14 protein-coding genes are annotated in these 17,771 nt (G+C 66.5%); 10 read left to right on the top strand and 4 right to left on the bottom strand.

Going from position 1 to position 17,771, the window contains the following annotated elements; genetic code table 11:
• Window positions 1–14: 14 nt before the first annotated feature.
• Window positions 15–1,652 carry a glucose-6-phosphate isomerase gene (pgi, locus tag MKI84_RS00220; RefSeq protein ID WP_241615968.1) on the top strand — a complete coding sequence of 546 codons (1,638 nt, stop codon included), beginning with the start codon at window positions 15–17 and terminating at the stop codon, window positions 1,650–1,652.
• A gap of 38 nt (window positions 1,653–1,690) precedes the next feature.
• Complete coding sequence (locus MKI84_RS00225) at window positions 1,691–3,319, top strand: alpha-D-glucose phosphate-specific phosphoglucomutase (protein WP_241615969.1); 1,629 nt, start codon at window positions 1,691–1,693, stop codon at window positions 3,317–3,319.
• A gap of 27 nt (window positions 3,320–3,346) precedes the next feature.
• Here MKI84_RS00225 and MKI84_RS00230 read toward each other — a convergent pair whose 3' ends face one another.
• Both MKI84_RS00230 and dps read right to left on the bottom strand, forming a co-directional pair.
• Complete coding sequence (locus MKI84_RS00230) at window positions 3,347–3,832, bottom strand: MarR family winged helix-turn-helix transcriptional regulator (protein WP_241615970.1); 486 nt, start codon at window positions 3,830–3,832, stop codon at window positions 3,347–3,349.
• 362 nt (window positions 3,833–4,194) lie between these two features.
• Entirely contained in the window at window positions 4,195–4,683 is a 489-nt protein-coding gene (dps, locus tag MKI84_RS00235; RefSeq protein ID WP_241615971.1) for a DNA starvation/stationary phase protection protein Dps, read from the bottom strand.
• Window positions 4,684–4,960: 277 nt separating this feature from the next.
• On the opposite strand from dps, the gene MKI84_RS00240 reads away from it, so the two are divergent.
• From MKI84_RS00240 to MKI84_RS00250, 3 genes are all read left to right on the top strand, one after another.
• Window positions 4,961–6,049, top strand: coding sequence for a WecB/TagA/CpsF family glycosyltransferase (locus tag MKI84_RS00240; RefSeq protein ID WP_241615972.1), 1,089 nt, complete (start codon window positions 4,961–4,963; stop codon window positions 6,047–6,049).
• Window positions 6,050–6,060: 11 nt separating this feature from the next.
• Window positions 6,061–7,041 carry an NAD-dependent epimerase/dehydratase family protein gene (locus MKI84_RS00245; protein ID WP_241615973.1) on the top strand — a complete coding sequence of 327 codons (981 nt, stop codon included), beginning with the start codon at window positions 6,061–6,063 and terminating at the stop codon, window positions 7,039–7,041.
• Window positions 7,042–7,130: 89 nt separating this feature from the next.
• Window positions 7,131–8,591: an oligosaccharide flippase family protein gene (locus tag MKI84_RS00250; RefSeq protein ID WP_241615974.1), complete on the top strand. Its 1,461-nt coding sequence runs from the start codon at window positions 7,131–7,133 to the stop codon at window positions 8,589–8,591.
• A 2-nt stretch (window positions 8,592–8,593) separates the two neighbouring features.
• On the opposite strand, the gene MKI84_RS00255 is transcribed toward MKI84_RS00250, so the two are convergent.
• Complete coding sequence (locus MKI84_RS00255) at window positions 8,594–10,186, bottom strand: glycoside hydrolase family 44 protein (RefSeq protein WP_241615975.1); 1,593 nt, start codon at window positions 10,184–10,186, stop codon at window positions 8,594–8,596.
• A gap of 284 nt (window positions 10,187–10,470) precedes the next feature.
• Here MKI84_RS00255 and MKI84_RS00260 point away from each other — a divergent pair, with 284 nt between their 5' ends.
• Genes MKI84_RS00260 through MKI84_RS00270 form a run of 3 tightly spaced genes read left to right on the top strand, consistent with a single transcriptional unit; the run spans window position 10,471 to window position 14,221 of the window.
• Window positions 10,471–11,895 (top strand): GumC family protein, encoded by a 1,425-nt coding sequence (locus MKI84_RS00260; RefSeq protein ID WP_241615976.1) that lies wholly within the window; start codon window positions 10,471–10,473, stop codon window positions 11,893–11,895.
• Entirely contained in the window at window positions 11,892–13,277 is a 1,386-nt protein-coding gene (locus MKI84_RS20735; RefSeq protein WP_241615977.1) for an O-antigen ligase family protein, read from the top strand. The genes MKI84_RS00260 and MKI84_RS20735 overlap by 4 nt, the downstream gene beginning before the upstream one ends.
• 5 nt (window positions 13,278–13,282) lie before the next feature.
• Entirely contained in the window at window positions 13,283–14,221 is a 939-nt protein-coding gene (locus tag MKI84_RS00270) for a glycosyltransferase family 2 protein (protein WP_241615978.1), read from the top strand.
• A gap of 31 nt (window positions 14,222–14,252) precedes the next feature.
• Here MKI84_RS00270 and MKI84_RS00275 read toward each other — a convergent pair whose 3' ends face one another.
• Window positions 14,253–15,365 carry a linear amide C-N hydrolase gene (locus MKI84_RS00275; RefSeq protein WP_241615979.1) on the bottom strand — a complete coding sequence of 371 codons (1,113 nt, stop codon included), beginning with the start codon at window positions 15,363–15,365 and terminating at the stop codon, window positions 14,253–14,255.
• Between the two features lie 328 nt (window positions 15,366–15,693).
• On the opposite strand from MKI84_RS00275, the gene MKI84_RS00280 reads away from it, so the two are divergent.
• Together MKI84_RS00280 and MKI84_RS00285 are read left to right on the top strand one after the other, a co-directional pair.
• On the top strand, window positions 15,694–16,815 hold the full coding sequence (locus MKI84_RS00280) for a polysaccharide biosynthesis/export family protein (protein WP_241615980.1): 1,122 nt from the start codon (window positions 15,694–15,696) through the stop codon (window positions 16,813–16,815).
• A gap of 5 nt (window positions 16,816–16,820) precedes the next feature.
• Window positions 16,821–17,753, top strand: a complete 933-nt coding sequence (locus tag MKI84_RS00285; protein ID WP_241615981.1) for a glycosyltransferase family 2 protein — start codon at window positions 16,821–16,823, stop codon at window positions 17,751–17,753.
• Window positions 17,754–17,771: the final 18 nt, after the last annotated feature.

Consider the following 17,771-nt stretch of genomic DNA (forward strand, 5'->3'; position numbering starts at 1 on the left):
AGCCGGAGATGTGCATGAGCGTCGGTGTCGATCGCCTGTTCGAGGTCCTGTCCACCGATTTCGCCGAACGGGAAGGGGAGAGTGTCGCCGGCCTGTTCGCCGCCGATCCCGAGCGCTTCCAGCGCTTTTCGGCCTCTCAGGGCGACATGCTGCTGGACTTCTCGAAGTGCGCGCTCACCGAGCGCACACTTCAGCATCTGCTCGATCTCGCCTGGTCGGCCGATGTCGCCGTCAAGCGCGACGCCATGTTCGCCGGGGACAAGATCAACCTCACCGAAGACCGCGCGGTGCTCCACACCGCGCTGCGGGCCAAGGCGGGGGTGCCGGTACTGGTGGACGGGCAGGACGTGCTGCCGGACGTCGCCGAGGTGCTGGGACGCATGGCCGTCTTCGCCGAGGGCATTCGCTCGGGCGCCATTGCGCCGGCAAGGGGGGGGCGCTTCACCGATGTGGTGAATATCGGCATTGGCGGCTCCGATCTCGGCCCAGTGATGGCGACGCTGGCGCTGGCGCCGTACCATGACGGCCCGCGGCTGCATTTCGTCTCCAATGTCGACGGCGCCCATCTCTACGACACGCTGAAGCCGCTCGATCCGGCGACCACGCTGTTCATCGTCGCCTCCAAGACCTTCACCACCCAGGAGACCATGACTAACGCGGCGACCGCCCGTGCCTGGCTGGTGGCGGCGCTCGGCGAAGGCGCGGTGGGGGCGCATTTCGCTGCCGTGTCCACCGCGCTCGACAAGGTGGCGGCGTTCGGCATCGCGTCCGACCGTATCTTCGGCTTCTGGGACTGGGTGGGCGGACGCTATTCGGTGTGGTCGGCGGTCGGCCTGCCGCTGATGATCGCGATCGGGCCGGCGCATTTCGAGGCGTTCCTCGCCGGCGCCCACGCCATGGACGAGCATTTCCACACCGCGCCGCCTGAGGCCAATTTGCCGATCCTGCTGGCGCTGACCGGCATCTGGCACCGTGACGTCTGTGGTTACGCCACCCGCGCCGTGATCCCCTATGACCAGCATCTCTCCCGGCTGCCGGCCTATCTCCAGCAACTCGACATGGAGAGCAACGGCAAGCGCGTGACCCGCGAGGGCACGCCGGTCGCCCATTCAACCGGACCGGTGGTCTGGGGTGAACCGGGGACCAACGGCCAGCATGCCTTCTTCCAGCTCATCCACCAGGGCACCGATCCGGTTCCGGTCGAGTTCCTGATCGCGGCCAAGGGCCATGAGCCGGGGCTGGAAAACCATCACGCCATGCTCATCGCCAACTGCCTTGCGCAGTCCGAGGCGCTGATGCGCGGGCGCACTCTGGAGGAGGCGCGCGACCAGCTTCTCGCCAAGGGCGTCGCGCCCGCCGAGGCGGAGCGGCTCGCCCCGCACCGCGTGTTCCCGGGCAACCGGCCGTCGGTGACCATCGCCTACGAGAAGCTCGATCCGTTCACGCTGGGGCGCATCATCGCGCTCTATGAGCATCGCGTATTCGTGGAAGGCGCGATCTGGGACATCAACTCCTTCGACCAGTGGGGCGTGGAACTCGGCAAGGAGTTGGCGGCGACGCTGCTGCCGGCGGTGGAGAGCGGCGTCGCGCCGCCCTCGCTCTCCGGCTCCGCGGCCGGGCTCTTGCATCACCTCACCGCTCGCCCCGCCTGAGCCGTGTCCCGCCTGTTCCCGCGTATTCCGAGGCATCCATGATCCGCGTCGTCGCCACCACGCCTTTCGAGGGCCAGAAGCCCGGCACATCCGGCCTGCGCAAGAAGGTCCCGGTGTTCCAGCAGCCGCATTATGTCGAGAACTTCATTCAGTCGGTGTTCGACAGCCTGGAGGCCTATGAGGGCGAGACGCTGGTGATCGGCGGCGACGGGCGCTTCTACAATCGCGAGGCGATCCAGACCGCGATCAAGATGGCGGCCGCCGCCGGCTTCGGCCGGGTGCTGGTGGGCAAGGGCGGCATCCTCTCGACGCCGGCCGCCTCCTGCGTGATCCGCAAGCACGAAGCGTTCGGCGGCATCATCCTCTCCGCCAGCCATAATCCGGGCGGGCCGCACGGCGATTTCGGCATCAAGTACAATATCGGCAATGGCGGGCCGGCGCCGGAGAAGATCACCGACGCGGTATTCGAGCGTACCAAGGAGATCAAGGAGTTCCGTATCGCCGACGCCGGCGATGTCGACCTCGACACGCTGGGAATCACCCGGATCGAGGACATGGTGGTCGATGTCATCGATCCCGTGGAAGACTATGCCGAGCTGATGGGCACGCTGTTCGATTTCGACGCGATCCGCGACCTGTTCGCCGGTGGCTTCACCATGCGTTTCGACGCGATGAGCGCGGTGACGGGCCCCTATGCCAAGGCGATCCTGGAGGATACGCTTGGCGCGCCGGCGGGCACGGTGATCAACGCGGTGCCGCTGCCGGATTTTGGCGGCCACCACCCGGACCCGAACCTGGTCCATGCCAAGGACCTGTACGACTTGCTCATGTCGGACGACGCGCCCGACCTCGGCGCGGCCTCGGACGGCGATGGCGACCGCAACCTGATCATCGGGCGCGGCCAGTTCGTCACGCCTTCGGATTCGCTCGCGATGATCGCGGCCAACGCCCATGTGGCGCCGGGCTACAAGGCCGGGCTCAAGGGCATCGCCCGCTCCATGCCTACCTCGGGCGCGGCGGACCGGGTGGCGCAGCAGCTCGGCATCGCGCTCTACGAGACGCCGACCGGCTGGAAGTTCTTCGGCAATCTGCTCGACGCCGGGCTGGCCACGGTGTGCGGCGAGGAGAGCGCGGGCACCGGCTCCGACCATGTGCGCGAGAAGGACGGGCTGTGGGCGGTGCTGATGTGGCTCAACGTGCTCGCCGTGCGCAAGCAGCCGGTGGCGCAGATCGTGCGCGAGCACTGGGCGACCTATGGGCGTAACTACTACACCCGCCACGATTACGAGGAAGTCGACGCCGCTGCCGCCGAAGGGTTGATCGCCGATCTGCGCGCCCGGCTGGAAGAGTTGCCTGGCAGCCGACTCGGGGATCTGGTGGTCGAAAAGGCGGACGATTTCGCCTATCACGACCCGGTGGATGGCTCTGTGACCAGCAAACAGGGAATCCGGGTCTATTTCGCGGATGGCTCGCGCATCGTCTACCGGCTCTCGGGAACGGGGACGGCGGGCGCGACGCTCCGGGTCTATATTGAGCGCTTCGAGCCGGACGCCACGCGCCACGGCATCGAGACCCAGGCCGCTCTGGCGGACCTGATCGACATCTCGCGAAGCCTGCCGGACATTGCCGGCCGCACCGGCCGCGCGAAGCCCGACGTCATCACCTGAGAGCGGGCGGTTGAAACGCGAAGGGGTTCAGACCCCTTCGCCGTAGCGTAGGGAATCGGTCCAGAGCAGTTCCAGCCGGCGCAGCACGTTGAAGGCGGTTTCGAGCTCCTGCGCGTCCGACACGTTACGCGCGCTTTGGCGGTTCACATTGTCATGCATGGCGCGGATGGCCTCGCACAGCGCGTTGGCCTTGTCGGTCAGGCGCAGCCGCGCGGAGCGGCGGTCGCGCAGCGAGGCGGAACGATGCACGTAATCGGCTTCCACCAGCTGCTTGAGATTGTACGAGGCGTTGGAGCCGAGATAGTGGCCGCGCTCCAGCAGGTCCCGCACCGAGAGTTCGTCGCTGCCAATGGTGAACAGCAGCATCACCTGCGACGGGCTGATATCGTCCGTGCCGAGGCGGGTCAGTTCGACGCGCAGGAGATCGAGAAAGCGCCGGTGGGCACGCTCGATAAGCCGCGCAATTTCCAGATGCGTGACCACGAGTTCGGGAGCTTCATTGACGCTGCTCATATGCGGGGAGCCTTGGAAAAGGGGGGCACCGATCGACCTTTTTTGATGTTCTCGCGGCAGAAACCGTCGAAGCGTCCGTCTCGCTTCATTGCCAGCTCTTCCACACCGGCCTCAGCCGGTTTGCAGTCGCGATTCCACGGCATGGCTGTGTCAGCACTCCATTGAACCACCCGCGAAGCGGCACAGGCATGGATGCAGCAAGACGGGATGACAGTGAGCAATACGTCGTCCGCGTGTGTCACAATAATGGCGTATCCCCAACGGGACTCACAGGTAATGTCGAGAAATTAACAGTGCTTCTTTAAGAGGAAAATCCCGGCCGCCACAAGAGAGTGTCGGCCGGGCGGATATCTGCGACGGCGTTAGTGGCTTTCCTGCAGATGCGCTTCCAGGAACCACAGGGCTTTGTCGAGCGAGCGCGAGGCCGCCGTAAAAATATCAGCGGTGGTGGCGTCGCCGGCATCGTCGGATTCGTCGATCGCCTTGCGTACGCTGTTGGCGACAATGCCGTAACGCTCGATCAGCGCCTTGAGGTGATCCTTCACCGCGTAGATGTCGAGCGGGTAGGGCTTGAGGGTCGTGGCGTCGGCGACGACCTGCGTCGAGCCCAGCGCGGTTCCCCCCAACTGGACGACGCGTTCGGCCATGGTGTCGGTGTGCTCGTCAAGCTGCGCGCGCAATCCGTCAAGCATCTCGTGGACCGCGATGAATTGAGGCCCCTTCAGATTCCAGTGCGCCTGCTTGGTCGCGAGGGCGAGGTCGAGCCCGGCTGCGAGATTGGCGTTCAGAAGCTGGATGGAGACCTGCTTGGCGTTGGAGGGGACGTCGTTGTTCGTCTTGTGCTCGCGCATGTTTTTCTCTCACTGGCGGACCCGGCCACTCACACTATGCCATCAATGCCGCCGTCGGGCGATGGGTGCGTGACGTTCATCTGTGGGCTGGTGCGCGTCGATTGCCCTACGACCAAAGGGCGGATCTAAAATTTTGAATTTCGAACTTTTTTAATGGCTTTTCGGCCGCAATGCTGGCAGATGTTACGTCCACGGGCTGGCTTTGTAACGCATGAGCATAGATGCGGACGCCAAATGAAGCGTGCGACGTGATCTCGATCTACGGCCTTGCCCTGTCGTGTCACTCGAAGCCCACGGATCGCAACGCTTTCCTCACCTCGGTGAGGCGAGGGGTGCTGCTGTTTCCTTGCAGTTTGAAGGACGGCGCGCCGGGGAGTTCGCGATGGGTATGAGGCTTTTGGAAGGGATCCCTCCGGAGACCGACCACGACAGGGAATTCCGGCCGGGACCTTGCGGCGTTTCGACTGACGACACCGGCCCGGGAGAACATCGCGTGAGCACCTTTGAAGGCGTAATGAGCAACAACCTGTCGCCGCGCGTTTTCGGCCGCGCATCCGAGGTCCCGGTCGTCAATCTGCCGCCCGAGCAGACGGGCGAGCATGAGTTCCTCGGCGTGAAGCTGGCCAATCTGACGGAAAAGGACGCGGCCGCTCAGATCGCGGCACGTCCCGTGGACGCGCCGTTTGCGTATGTCGTCACGCCGAACGCGGCGCACTTCAATCGCCTGGCGCGCCTCGGCGACAAGCGGTTCAACGATGCATATGAGCACGCCTGGCTGCGACTGCTCGACGGGCAGATTCCGCGCGCGCTGGCCAAGATCTTCTTCGGGCAGAGCATTCCGCTCGCCACCGGCAGCGACGTCACGCTCGACCTGCTCCAAAATCATATGCTCCCCGATGATGCGGTGACGATCATTGGCAGCACCGACGAACTGCTCGGCGGGCTCAAGGAGCGCTTCGGTCTGCGCAACGTGGCGCTTCACGTGCCGCCGCGCGGCTTCGTGAACAACGAGACGGCGTTCGCGGCCTGCGTGGACTTCGTGCTGGCCCATCCCGCCCAATACGTGTTCTTCGCCGTCGGCGCTCCGCAGTCGGAATATCTCGCCCGTGCGGTGTTTGCGCGCGGCGGGGCGGTGGGCACCGGGCTGTGCGTGGGCAGCGGTCTGCTGTTCGCCACCGGGCTCTCCCGGCGGGCGCCGCCGTTCTTCCGCCGTAACGGGCTGGAGTGGTTCTACCGGCTTATGTGCAACCCGCTCGGCCATGCGCGGCGCATCTTCGTCGAATCGATGCCGATCTTCCTGATCGTGCTGCGCACCCGCTTCGGTTCGGATAAGGTTTCGGGCGGCAAGAGCCCACTGCCGATGTGATGAGGACCGACGTGGACGATGCGTTCTCCGGTACGGTTCTGGTCACCGGGGCTGCGGGATTTGTCGGGCGCGCCGTCTGCCGTCATCTGCTCGCCGAGGGGTGGAGGGTCCGCGCCGGCCTTCGCCACTCGGCCATGCCCCCGGACATTGCCGGCCATCCCGGCCTTATCGCGACGCCCTGCGACCTGACCAAGCCGAGCGAGGTTCGCGCGGCGGCCGCCGGCGTCGACGCCGTGGTGCATGCCGCCTATGGCGAGGTTGCGGGCATGGAGCGCGAATTCGCCTGTCTGCTGGACGCTGCCGCCCGGCCGGAAGCCGCCCCGTCACTGGTCTATCTCAGCTCCATCGCGGTCTATGGCGAGCGCACCGGCGAGGTTCGAGAGACCGATGCGCCGGCCGGCACCCTGACCGACTATGGCGCCGCCAAGCTCACCTGCGAGAAATATCTGCGCGAATGGACCCATGCGGGCCGCAGCGCCACGGTGCTCCGCCCGGGCATCATCTACGGCTCGGGCAGTCCGTTCTGGATCGAGAAGCTGGGCCGGCGCATCCGGCTTGGCGCCTGGGGCACCTTCGGCGAGGATGGCGAGGGGCTGGCGGCGCTGGTGCATGTCGACGAGGTGGCACGGGCCATCGGCCTGGCGCTACGCGCCGCGCCCGGTGAGGGGATGCGCGTGCTCAACATCACTGGGCCCGACAGCCCGAGTTGGAACGGCTATTTCACCACGCTCGCCGCGCATATGGGGCAACGGCTGCGCCCGATCGGGCCGCTGGATCGCCGGCTGCGCATCGCCGCTTCGCTCCCCGCCAAAGTGTGGCGACGTCTGCGCCTTCCGGGCTTCGAGGCGCTGGCGCTGGCGCCGACGCGCGACGAGATGAAGCTGTTCGCCCGCAAGGCGCGCTATCCTTCCGAACGCGCGCGGACCGCGATCGGATGGGAGCCCGCGATCGGGCTCGAAGACGGGTTGAACAGGACGCAGCTCGTCGGCTAGAGCCTTTGCGGTGGCTCTGGAGCCCTTTCCGCGCGGGCTTAGGGCGCGGACCGTTCCGGCTGGCGCCGCGACGTATCAGTGAAGGGCGGATGGTCACGAACAGCGAGGGCACGGGGCGCGGCGGGCGCAAGGTTTCCGGTTGGGCGGCGATTGCCGGGCTGGAGGCGGCCAGCCGTCTGTTCCTGCAGGTGCTCACCACCGCGGTGCTGGCGCGGCTGCTGACGCCCGACGATTTCGGCACCACGGCGCTGGTGCTGACCGTGGTGACGATCTTCAACGTGTTCGTTGCCGTGCCGTTCGAGGAGCCGCTGTCGCAGCGCAAGCATCTGCGCGGCATCCATGTGCGCACCGCGCTGGCGGCGAGCTGGGCGATGGGGCTGCTGTTCCTCGTCCTGTCAGTGCCGGTCGGCTGGGGGCTTGGCCGGCATTACAACCTGCCGGAACTCGCCGTGCTGCTGCCGGCGGCGTCGCTGATGCTTTTTCCCAATGTCGCGGTGGTGATGGCGACCGCGGTCGCGCGGCGCCGGCGGGCGTTCAATGCCATCGCCCTGTCGTCGCTGGTCGGCAATGTGGTCGGCACGGTGGCGGCGATCGGGCTCGGTTTCCTCGGAGCGGGGCTGTGGGCGTTGATCGCGTTCCGCGTGGCCGCGATCTTCGCGCAGGCGATCGTGCTGGTCGGGCTGGTGGGCATGAGCCTGAAGCCGGCCTGGTCGCGGCGCCACTACGCCGATCTCGCCGGCTTCGCCTGGACCATTCTGTGGGACCGGCTCACCGACAACCTGACCTATCTGCTGTTCAATTTCATGGTCGCCAGCATGTTCGGCATCGGCGTGCTCGGCCAGTTCAACATGGCGATGCGGGTGATCGAGCCGGTACGCGGCGCGGTGATAGCGGTGAGCCACAATCTGAGCTTCTCGCTGTTCCTGCCGGCGGCGCATGGGGCTGGCGATCTGGCCTTTCTGGTGCGTCGATTCTGTGCGCGCACGGCACTGGTGACCTCGCCGATCTTCTTCGGCATCGCCGCGGTGGCGCCGCTGCTGGTGCCTGTGCTGGCGGGGCCGGGGTGGGAGCAGGCGGTGCTGATCGCGCAGATTCTCGGCATTGGCGGCGGGCTGGTTACGGCGACGCAGTTGGTCATCACCGGGCTCTCGGCGCTCGGCCTGCCGCGCTATTCGCTGTGGCGCGGCATGACGCGGCTGGGCGTCATCGTCGCTGCGTTGTCGAGCATCGGTCCGTTCGGCGTGGCGGCGGTCGGGCTGTCGCGGCTGGCCGGCGACCTGAGTGACACACTCGGAGCGCTGCTGCTGGCCGGCTACAAGCTGGGCGTTCCGTTGCGGGTGATGGTCGGCGACCTCTCCCGGCCACTGGTCTGTGCCGGCCTGATGGCGGGGGCGGTGGCGCTGGCTGGTCCTCTCCTGCATGCGCGGCTGGGCGAGATCGGCGGGCTGGCGGCGGCGGTGGCGCTCGGCGCCGTGCTCTATCCGGTGCTGCTCGCGCTGCTCGACCGCGAGGGCCTTTCCGCCGTGCTGGCGGCGGTGCGCAGGCGGTAGCGCTATCCCTGCCGGTCGAGCACGAAATGGCGGGCGGAGCGGGCGGGAAGCGCGATCATGGCGAAGGGGTCGAAATGCGCCGGACCCTCGCCGAGCGGCCCGAGCCGGGTCCGCGACGCATCGAAGCCATAGGCAGCGATGGTGCGGTAACGCTGGTCCAGATGCAGGCGCAGCGGCAGTTCCTTCGTCGAGCGATTGATCGCGACGACATGGAGGCGTGGGCCATCGACGCCGCCATAGAGCGCGAGTTCGGCCTGCCCCTCATGTTCGAGGTGCACGCGGCGAGGCGGGAAGGTGCCGCCCTTGCCGTCATAGTCACGATACAGGGCAAAGGCATTGCCGACCTGTCCGTCGAGCGGGCCCCAATGGCAGGCATAGGCGACATTGGCCTGCGCGAAGCGGCCGAGCACGTCGGCGACGGCGAGCCCGGTGGCAAGCTGGCCGACGCCGCCGAAATTGAACTCGGTGACCCCGAGCAGGGTGCCCGGATAATGTTTGGCGATCAGGCGGTTGAGGCTCGGCAGGATCGGCAGCGCGAGCTCCACCTTGTCGCTGACCGGGAGGGCGCGGATCACCCAGCTCTGCTCGGCAAAACCGGGTTCGGTAAGCGAGCGCGGGCCGGCGAGCACCGCCTCGGCATGGGCCGGCTCCTCGGTATTGAGCAGGTCGCCGAGATTGGATTGCGGGTACCAGTGGACGTCCAGCACATCGAGCAGCCGCGCGCCGAAGGCATCGGAGGCGACGCGGAAGGCATCGAGATAGGCGGCGATGAAGCTGCCGAAATGCGCGTAATCCGCCCAGTCCGGCGCGTGCTGGAAATTCTGGAACTCGGTGACGCCCCAACTCGCCGGGCCGAACACCAGCGCGTGCGGGTCGATGGTCTTGATCACCTTCGCCGCCGCGATGGAGCGCTCCAACAGGCTCTTGATGGTCGGCGGCTCCAGTACGATGCGCGGATGGGTTTCCGCCCACAGGCCCGGCTCGTTGTCGAGCGAATAGGCGCGGATGCCGGTCGGCGTATTCGCGCCGCCGAAGGTTGCCACCAGCCGGCGAATGAGCTGGGGCATGTCGCACACCGTCTTGTCGATGGCCGCGAAGGCCTCGGTGTCGGAGGACCAGCGAAGCGGGACGAAGCGCGAGGAGGGCGCATGCTCGGAGACCGGAACCTCACCATTGGCATCGGCGGCGACGTAGCCGGCGAGCTGCAGCGTGACGAGGCTCTGCGCGCCGCAATCGAGACTGTTGCGGTGCATTTTGGTGATGACGGCAGCGGGCTCGGCGCGCTGCTCGGGGGCGATGTCGAGGAATTCCGCCATGCCGAGTACATTGGCGTGATACCAGTCCTTCCCGGCGTTCTGGGTGTTATTGGTCCAGTTGTAGGTCGTCATCAGATTGCCGCCGAGGCGGCGGAACGGCGTGCGCAGCTTCTTGTCGAAGACGACGGACGGTTCGCCACCGACCATGCGGCCGAACTCGTTGGAGCCGTAGATCAAGGGCGAGATCGGTTCCGCCCGTGCGCCGTCATGGATGCGCACCGAGACGCCGGCCGCACGCGCAGCACCGGAGAGCGTCGTCGGCAGCAGGGCGGAAGCCAACGCCCCTTTCAGCAGTGATCGCCGTGTTGTCATGAAGAGCGCGGATCAAGGGATGAGGGGAGCGGGCAGGCGGGAATACGTGAAGCCGGGCGCGGGCGCCGTCCTCCGCTTCACAATGCGGCGCCACGGCCAATCCCTGAAGCAATTCATTCATCATCCCTGCGAAAAATTGCCTGAATTCCACGACTAAAATGCAACAATGGTTGCAAGATGGCCGGAGATGCTCCTTCGGTGAGCCGAAAGCCTTTGCCACTCAGCATTCGGCGCGATCTCAAGGTTGGTTCATGTCTGCGGTTCCGCCCTCGACACAGGCGTATTCGGAGCTGCGGCTTCAGCAGGAGGCGCAGGATCCGCTTCGCGACATCACGATCGATTTCGACGCGATCCGGGGCTTCCTCAAGCGCAGCATCGGCCTGATGATCGTCGGCATTCTGATCGGCGGGCTGCTGGCGGTTGGTCTCGCCATGGCTACCTCGAAGAAGTACACGGCGTCGACGCGCGTGCTCTACGGCACGCTGAAGGGCGACGATGTGGCCGGCCAGACCACGCTGGAGCCGGGCTTCGGCGACAATCTGGTCGATGCCCAGATCGAACTCATCCGCTCCAACACCGTGATGAAACGCGTGATTGCGGAGCTGGATCTTATCAATGGCCCGCTCGGTCGCGCCGAATTCGGCCGGCCATCGCCGCTCGCCACCCTGTTCGGCACGCTGCCCAAGCCGCTTGACGAGACCGCGCTGCTCGAGGCGATCGGCAAGCGGCTGGAGGTGGAGCGGGTCGGTCGCAGCCAGGTCGTGCAGATCAGCTACACCTCGTCCGATCCCGAATTTGCGGCGCTGATGACCAACACCATCGGCAAGGTCTATGTCGACCAGCAGCTCGAGGCCAATTCCGCTGTCGCCGAATCCACCGCTGCCTGGACGACGACCCAGATCGATGAGCTGCGCGGGAAGATGGAGGCCAAGGAACAGGCCATCCAGACATTCAAGGCCGACAACAACCTGTACGGCGCCGATGGCCGCATGATCGGGGCCGAGGATCAGCTCACCGAGATCAACGCCCAGCTCATCCGTGCCGAGGCCGATGTCGCGCAGGCGCGCACCCGTCGCGACCGGCTGGTGCTGATACAGCAGAGCGATCCCACCGCGCTGCTGGCCGAGTTCCGCGGCAACAACGCCATCGAGGCGCTGCATGAGCGCTACATGACGGTCGATCAGCGCTATCAGCATCTGCTCAACCGGCTGGGGTCCACCCACCAGCTCGTGCAGCGGGAACTGCGCTCGCTGAACGATGTCCGGCGCCAGATCGATCAGGAAGCCGGGCGCGCGATCACTGCCGCCAATGCGGAGGTCGAGGCCAGCGGCTCGCGCGTCACCTGGCTGCGCGCCAATCGCACGTCGCTGATGGAACAGATCCGCCGCTCGGACGCGGCCGCCGGGCAGCTGGTGCAGATGCAGGTCGAGGCCGACGCGCTGCGCAAGGCCTATGAGAGCAACCTCACCCGCTACCAGCGTGAGATGCATAACCAGAGCTATCCGGTCGCCAACGCCCGGATTATCGAGGTCGCGGACGTGCCGGAGAGGCCGTCCTCGCGCGGAACCATCGTGCTGGTCGCCATCGGGTGCATGGCTGGCCTGCTCGGCGGGTTGTTCCTTGCGTTCCTCACCGACGGCCGCCGTCGCCGCCGGAGCGAGGCCGTGGCCCTGTGAGCGGCCGCGCGGGCGAGGCCGGGCCGAGCGCCGCGCAGGGCGCGCCGCTGCCGCGCGTCACTCTCTCCCGCGAGAGTCTGTGCCAATTGCTTGGCCTCGTCCTGCTCGGCATGTTTCTCGTCGTCACCTTCATCGGGCTCAACCCGCTCGCCGATATCGAGGTGCAGACGCGCGCCGAGGGCAATATCGTCGACCGGCTGGTGTCGCTGGCGATGGGCGGGCTGGCCTTCGCGCTGATCCTGCTGCGCTGGCGCCTCGCGCTCATGCTGTTTCGCCAGAGCTGGCTGATCTGGCTGATGGTCGGCTGGTGCGTGCTGAGCGTGGTCTGGTCGATGTATCCCGGCTTCACCATCCGCCGCACCTTCGTGATGTGCGTGCTCACCGCCTCGGCCTTCGCGCTAGCGCTCAACACCCGCAACACCTACCGACTCCACACCATCCTCGCGCTGTTCCTCACCTTCGTGATGGCGGTGAATATCGCGGCGACGATCCTGTTTCCCTCGATCGCGATCACCGAGATCGGGGTACGCGGCATCTATGGGCAGAAGAACCTGTCCGGTCAGGTGGCGGTGATCAGCGCCTTTGCCATCGCGACCTGGATGGCGGCCGCGCAGCGCCCGGCGCATGTGGTGGTCGGCCTCGGCGGGCTCGGCCTTACCGGCCTGTTCCTGCTGATGACCGGCAGCCGCACCAGCACCGCGCTTGCCATCGGCCTCACGCTTACCGTGCCGCTGGTGATGCGTTTTCTGGCGCGCGGGCCGCGGGAGCGCCGCTTCCTGTTCATCCTCGGCCTGTTCGGCGCGGGCTTCGTCGCGCTCGGCTTTCTCGCCGTCGGCATGACGCTTCCCGAGATACTGAAGCATTCGGTCGGCGATCCCACGCTGTCGGGCCGCACCGACATCTGGGACTTCGTGCTCATCGAAATCTCGCACCGGCCGTGGCTGGGGGCCGGCTATGGCGCGTTCTGGGATGTGGGGCTCGACGCGGATCCCGTGCTGCGTGCCCCGCCCGGCACCTTTCTGTCCGAAGTGGCGGTCGGCTATCTCAACCAGGCCCATAACGGTTTTCTCGAAGTGATGCTGCATGTCGGCATCATCGGGCTGATGCTGGCGCTGGTCGCGGTTATCCAGTCGGTCTATCAGGCGCTCTATCTGTGTCTCGACCGCACCACCTCGCGGCACGCCCACGCGCTCCATCTGTTCTGCTTCCTCGTCCTCGTGTTTTATCTGGGCAACAATCTCATGGAGGCGACGCTGTTCCTGCGCGGCCAGATGCTGAACAATATCGCCATGCTGGTGATGTTCCTGCTGCACCGGATCTGGCTCGACCGGTTGATCGGGCAGCGCATGGCGCAGGATGCGCCGGGCCCGCAGGCGGCCTAGACCCGATGCGCATCACCCTGATGTTCTGCACCTATCGCCGCCCGGCGCTGCTGCGCAGGGCGCTGGCCTCGGTAGCCGTGCTCGACGGGCTCGACCGCGCCGCGATCGATGTCGTGGTGGTCGATAATTCCGACGAGGAATCAGCGGCTGACACGGTAGCGGCGTTCGCAGCCGCGGCGCCGTTCCCGGTGCGCTATGTCACAGCCCATCCGGCCAATATCTCGGTGGCACGCAACGCCGCGGTGGCGGCGGCGACCGGTGAGATCGCGGTGTTTCTCGACGACGACATGGAGATCGAGCCCGGCTGGCTGCCCGCCGTGCTGGAGACGCTGGCGCGCAGCGACCGCGACGTCTATTTCGGCCCGGTCGAGGCCGATTTTGAGGGCGAGGGCACGCCGAGCGCGGCGGCTCTCACTATGTTCGACCGCAAGACGACGCTGGGCGCGGGCGACGAACTGTTTGCGATGGGGCCGCGCAAGACGCCGGGATTCGCGCTCGCCACCTCCAATTCGATCTTCCGCCGCGCCCGCACCCTCACCGACCCGGAGCCGTTCGACGCGGTGCTCGGCCAGTGCGGGGGCGAGGATTATGACCTGTTCTGCCGGTTGCAGAGGCGGGGGCGGAGGTTCGGCTATATTCCCGGGGCGCGCGCCCGCGAGTTCGTGCCGGCCCATCGCGACGACGTGGATTATCTGGCGCGTCGCCATTATGCGGGGGGGCAGGCGTTTGCCTTCAGCGTGGTGCGCAACAGCGAGAATCCGGTTGCGACTGCGCTCGCCCTCCGCTTCAGGACCGCCGTTCAGTTCGTGCTGTTCGCCTTCAGCTCGCCGTTCATGGAACGGGGTGAGCGTCGGATCAAGCTTGCAGCGCTGAAGGGAAAATGGAGCTGGCGCAACCTCTATCCGCTGTATCGCGTCGAGGATGAGGACCTGTCGGGAGACTGAGCGGCGCGAGCGGCGCAGCCTCCCGAAGCATTCAGGCGGCAGGGGCTTTCAGCACCGACGTGCCATCTCCCGCCCCGCCGTTGAACGCTTTCAGCGGCAGTACGCGCGGGGTTGTCGCGTCCTTCAGTTCGGACAGGCTGAAGCGGGTGTAGTTCAGGCTGGCGTAATCGCGGATGAAGAACAGCCCACGGTCCAGATCCGACATGCTGGTCCATGTGGTGAACTCGGTCGCGTAGCTTGCGCCAGCTTCGCCCTTGAGCCCTTCGACTTCCAGATGGCCGACGCCAGCCTCTGGATAATCGATGGTAACGCCGCGTGCGCGGTCGAAATTGTTCATCACATGGGCAAGGGCCAGCACCGCAGCATCGGGGCTCGCGGCCTTTTCCGTGAACTGGGCGTAGAAAGCCGCGCGCACGAAGCGGCCAACCGAGGTGTTCGAGCCCGGCAAGCCGGCCGTCGCGATGCCCGAATCCGGTTGAACTGCCTTGTAGCCGCCGAAGCTTGACGTCGGCACGTCGACATTGGTGAGATAGGTGTAGTTGTCGAGATTGGTCAGGTGCCACGGGAAAGCGGGACCGTTGGTCATCACGCCCACCGGGTTGTCGTGCACCGACATCGTGCCCTTGTCGAACTCGATGACCAGCGCCGCGCCGCTGCGGTCGTGCACCACATAGTGGAAGGGTGATTCCACGCCGCCGAGGATCGCCAGCGGCTGAACCATCACCGGCTGCCCGGCCAGCGCGGCCTTCACTTCGGCAACGGTGTCGAACTGGCCGAGCACCCACGCGCCGAGATCGGACGCGCCCAGCACCGCGCGGGTGGCATCGATGGCCCGCTGGCCGCCGCCCGCTGCGGGATAGGACAGCAGGCTGAAGGTGAGGCCGGCCTCGTTAAGTCCTTCGAGAATCTTGAGATCGGTGATGCCGATCGGCGTGTCCGCGCTCGGCACCCGCGCCGGCATGGTCACGGCCAGCACGCCGTGGCGCGCGGTGAAGGAGAGGGGAGCGTCGCCCTCGACCTGCGAGGTGGTGGCAAAACCGGCGGGGAACCAGACGATCTGGTAGGGCAGATCCATGGTCAGTTCGAGCGTGCGCCCGAAATAGATGTTCCCGGCGGCGTCCCTGTAGCTCAGCGAAGTACACATGTCTCGTTCAACGTCCTGCGCAGGCGAATCCCTAGGGTTCGCAATCGTCGCCCGCTCTACCTTCGCCTCTCGACGAGGGGACGATCAAGCCGGAAGGTCGCCGAACGGCGCGCAGACGACCCGCGGCAGGGTTCATCTGGATGTAACGCAAGCGCTTTTTGGCCGTGTGCGGCGCACAATTCCCGTCATGGTTAAGCGTCCATTAAGGGCGCCCACCTAGGTTGGTTGGCAGTCGACTCGCTCGGAACCCCTAATGCGCCTCGCTTCGCGATTGCCTGGCCTTCTGCTTGCCCTTCTGGCCGCGCTGTCGGCTGCGGGATGCCAGTTCATGCCCAAGGGCGGGCCGACCGGCACGGCGGTCGAGCAGAACGCGATGCGCTTTGTCCCCGCTGAGGCGCCGATCGACTATATTCTCGTCGACCTGTCAAAATCCGTCGCTCTGGGCTCGGGCGGCGACCCGAATTCCGCGTCGATCCGCGGTGGCATGAGCGGCCAGATCGGCGCGCCGCCGGCGGCACCGCAGATCCGGCTCAATGTCGGGGACATCGTGCAGGTCACCATGTTCGAGGCCGAGGCGGGCGGGCTGTTCATTCCCTCCGACGCCGGAGCGCGGGCGAGCAACCACATCTCGCTGCCGAACCAGCAGGTGAGTTCGCAGGGCACCATCACCGTGCCCTATGCCGGCGTGATCAATGTCGCGGGCCGCACCATCCAGGCGGTGCAGGAGGATATCCGCAACAAGGTCGAGGACCGGGCGATCGAGCCGCAGGTGCTGGTGACGCTGGTGTCCTCGCCATCCTCGCAGGTCTCGGTGCTCGGCGACGTCGCCGATCCCGCGCTGGTCACGATCGAGCCGAGCGGGACACGGGTGCTCGACCTGATCGCCCGCGCCGGCGGTGTGAAGGGCAAGGGCGAGGATGCGGTGGTGACGCTGCTGCGCGGCGGGCAGAGCCGCTCGTTCAAGCTGGCCTCGCTGCTGACCAATGCCTCCAACAACGTCTATGTGCGCCCCGGCGACACGATCTATGTGCAGAGCGATACCCGATCCTATGTGGTGCTCGGCGCGCTGACCGAGAATGGCACCTATCGCTTCGACGGCGAGAACGTCACACTCGCCCAGGCGATCGGAAAGGCGGGCGGGCTGATCGATACCCGCGCCAATCCGGGCTATGTCTACCTCTACCGCGAGGTCGACCGCGCCACGCTGATCAAGCTCGGCATCGACCAGACCGACATTCCCGGCGCCAAGGTGCCGGTGGTGTTCCATGCCAATCTGAACGAGCCGGCTACCCTGTTCGCGGCCAACCGCTTCCAGATGCATGATGGCGACGTGCTTTATGTCTCCAACGCGCAGGGCTACGAGGTCGCCAAGGTGATCCAGCTGCTCTACATGATCGCGGACACCGCCTCCAAGGCGGTCTATGCCGGCAACGGGATCGGGACCAACTGACGCGCATGACGGCGGGATCGCTCACCATCGTCATTCCCACCTATAACCGGCACGGGCCGCTGCGCCGGGCGCTGGCGAGCGCCGTCGCGCAGCAGATTCCCGAGGGTCTGGCGGTCGATATCCTCGTGGTCGACAATTCGCAGGACGGCAACGCCTTCGGCATCGTCGAGGAATTTCGCGCGCAGGGCGTGGGCGTGGCCTATGCCAGCGAGCGCGAGGCCGGCGTTGCCAATGCCCGCAATGCCGGTGTGCAGCAGTCGCGCGGCGAGTGGATCGCTTTTCTCGACGATGACGAGGAGGCCGAGCCGGGCTGGATTGCCGCGCATTGGCGGGTGATCGGGATGACCGGAGCCGAGGCGGTGTTCGGCCCGGTCTCGGCACAGGCCGAGGAGCCGGGCGGGCTGGTCGCGCTGCTGCCCAATTTCGCGCGGCGGATCGAGTTGCCGGATGGCGCCGACCTCGCGCCGCACGCCGCTTTGCTCGGTACCAATAATTCAGCGTTCTCGCGCGCGTGCCTCACCGGCCCCGAGCCGTTCGACCGTTCGCTGAACGGCTGCGGGGGCGAGGATTCGCTGCTGATCAAGCGGCTCGTGTTTTCCGGGCGAAAGCTGCGCTGGTCGGCTGAGGGATGCGTGACCGAATGGGTGCCGCCGCGCCGGCTGAGCTGGAGCTATGTCACCCGCCGCCGCTTCCTGAGCGGGCAGATACGTTCCTTCGTGCTGACCATGCTGGAGTCGCCGCGCTGGGGCGAACTGGCGATGTGGATGGCGATCGGCGCCGGGCAACTCGTGGTCGGCGGGACACTCGCAGGGCTGTACTGGTTCATCGACCGGCCCAAGGCGCTGGCCGCGCGGGCGAGCGCGGCGGCCGGGCTCGGCAAGATCTTCTGGATGCGGGCCTTTCGCCCCGGCCTCTATGGCAAGGGGCTGGTGAGCTAGGCGCTCATCGTGGCGACG

This window comes from Ancylobacter gelatini (assembly GCF_022601675.1).
Lineage (GTDB): Bacteria > Pseudomonadota > Alphaproteobacteria > Rhizobiales > Xanthobacteraceae > Ancylobacter > Ancylobacter gelatini.

What these genes read in the sequence shown, in the direction of transcription:
- pgi (WP_241615968.1), top strand. Translation starts at nt 15, where the DNA reads ATGAGCGTCGGTGTCGATCGCCTGTTCGAGGTCCTGTCCACCGATTTC.
- MKI84_RS00225 (WP_241615969.1), top strand. Translation starts at nt 1,691, where the DNA reads ATGATCCGCGTCGTCGCCACCACGCCTTTCGAGGGCCAGAAGCCCGGC.
- MKI84_RS00230 (WP_241615970.1), bottom strand. Translation starts at nt 3,832, where the DNA reads ATGAGCAGCGTCAATGAAGCTCCCGAACTCGTGGTCACGCATCTGGAA.
- dps (WP_241615971.1), bottom strand. Translation starts at nt 4,683, where the DNA reads ATGCGCGAGCACAAGACGAACAACGACGTCCCCTCCAACGCCAAGCAG.
- MKI84_RS00250 (WP_241615974.1), top strand. Translation starts at nt 7,131, where the DNA reads ATGGTCACGAACAGCGAGGGCACGGGGCGCGGCGGGCGCAAGGTTTCC.
- MKI84_RS00260 (WP_241615976.1), top strand. Translation starts at nt 10,471, where the DNA reads ATGTCTGCGGTTCCGCCCTCGACACAGGCGTATTCGGAGCTGCGGCTT.
- MKI84_RS00270 (WP_241615978.1), top strand. Translation starts at nt 13,283, where the DNA reads ATGCGCATCACCCTGATGTTCTGCACCTATCGCCGCCCGGCGCTGCTG.
- MKI84_RS00275 (WP_241615979.1), bottom strand. Translation starts at nt 15,365, where the DNA reads ATGTGTACTTCGCTGAGCTACAGGGACGCCGCCGGGAACATCTATTTC.
- MKI84_RS00280 (WP_241615980.1), top strand. Translation starts at nt 15,694, where the DNA reads ATGCCCAAGGGCGGGCCGACCGGCACGGCGGTCGAGCAGAACGCGATG.
- MKI84_RS00285 (WP_241615981.1), top strand. Translation starts at nt 16,821, where the DNA reads ATGACGGCGGGATCGCTCACCATCGTCATTCCCACCTATAACCGGCAC.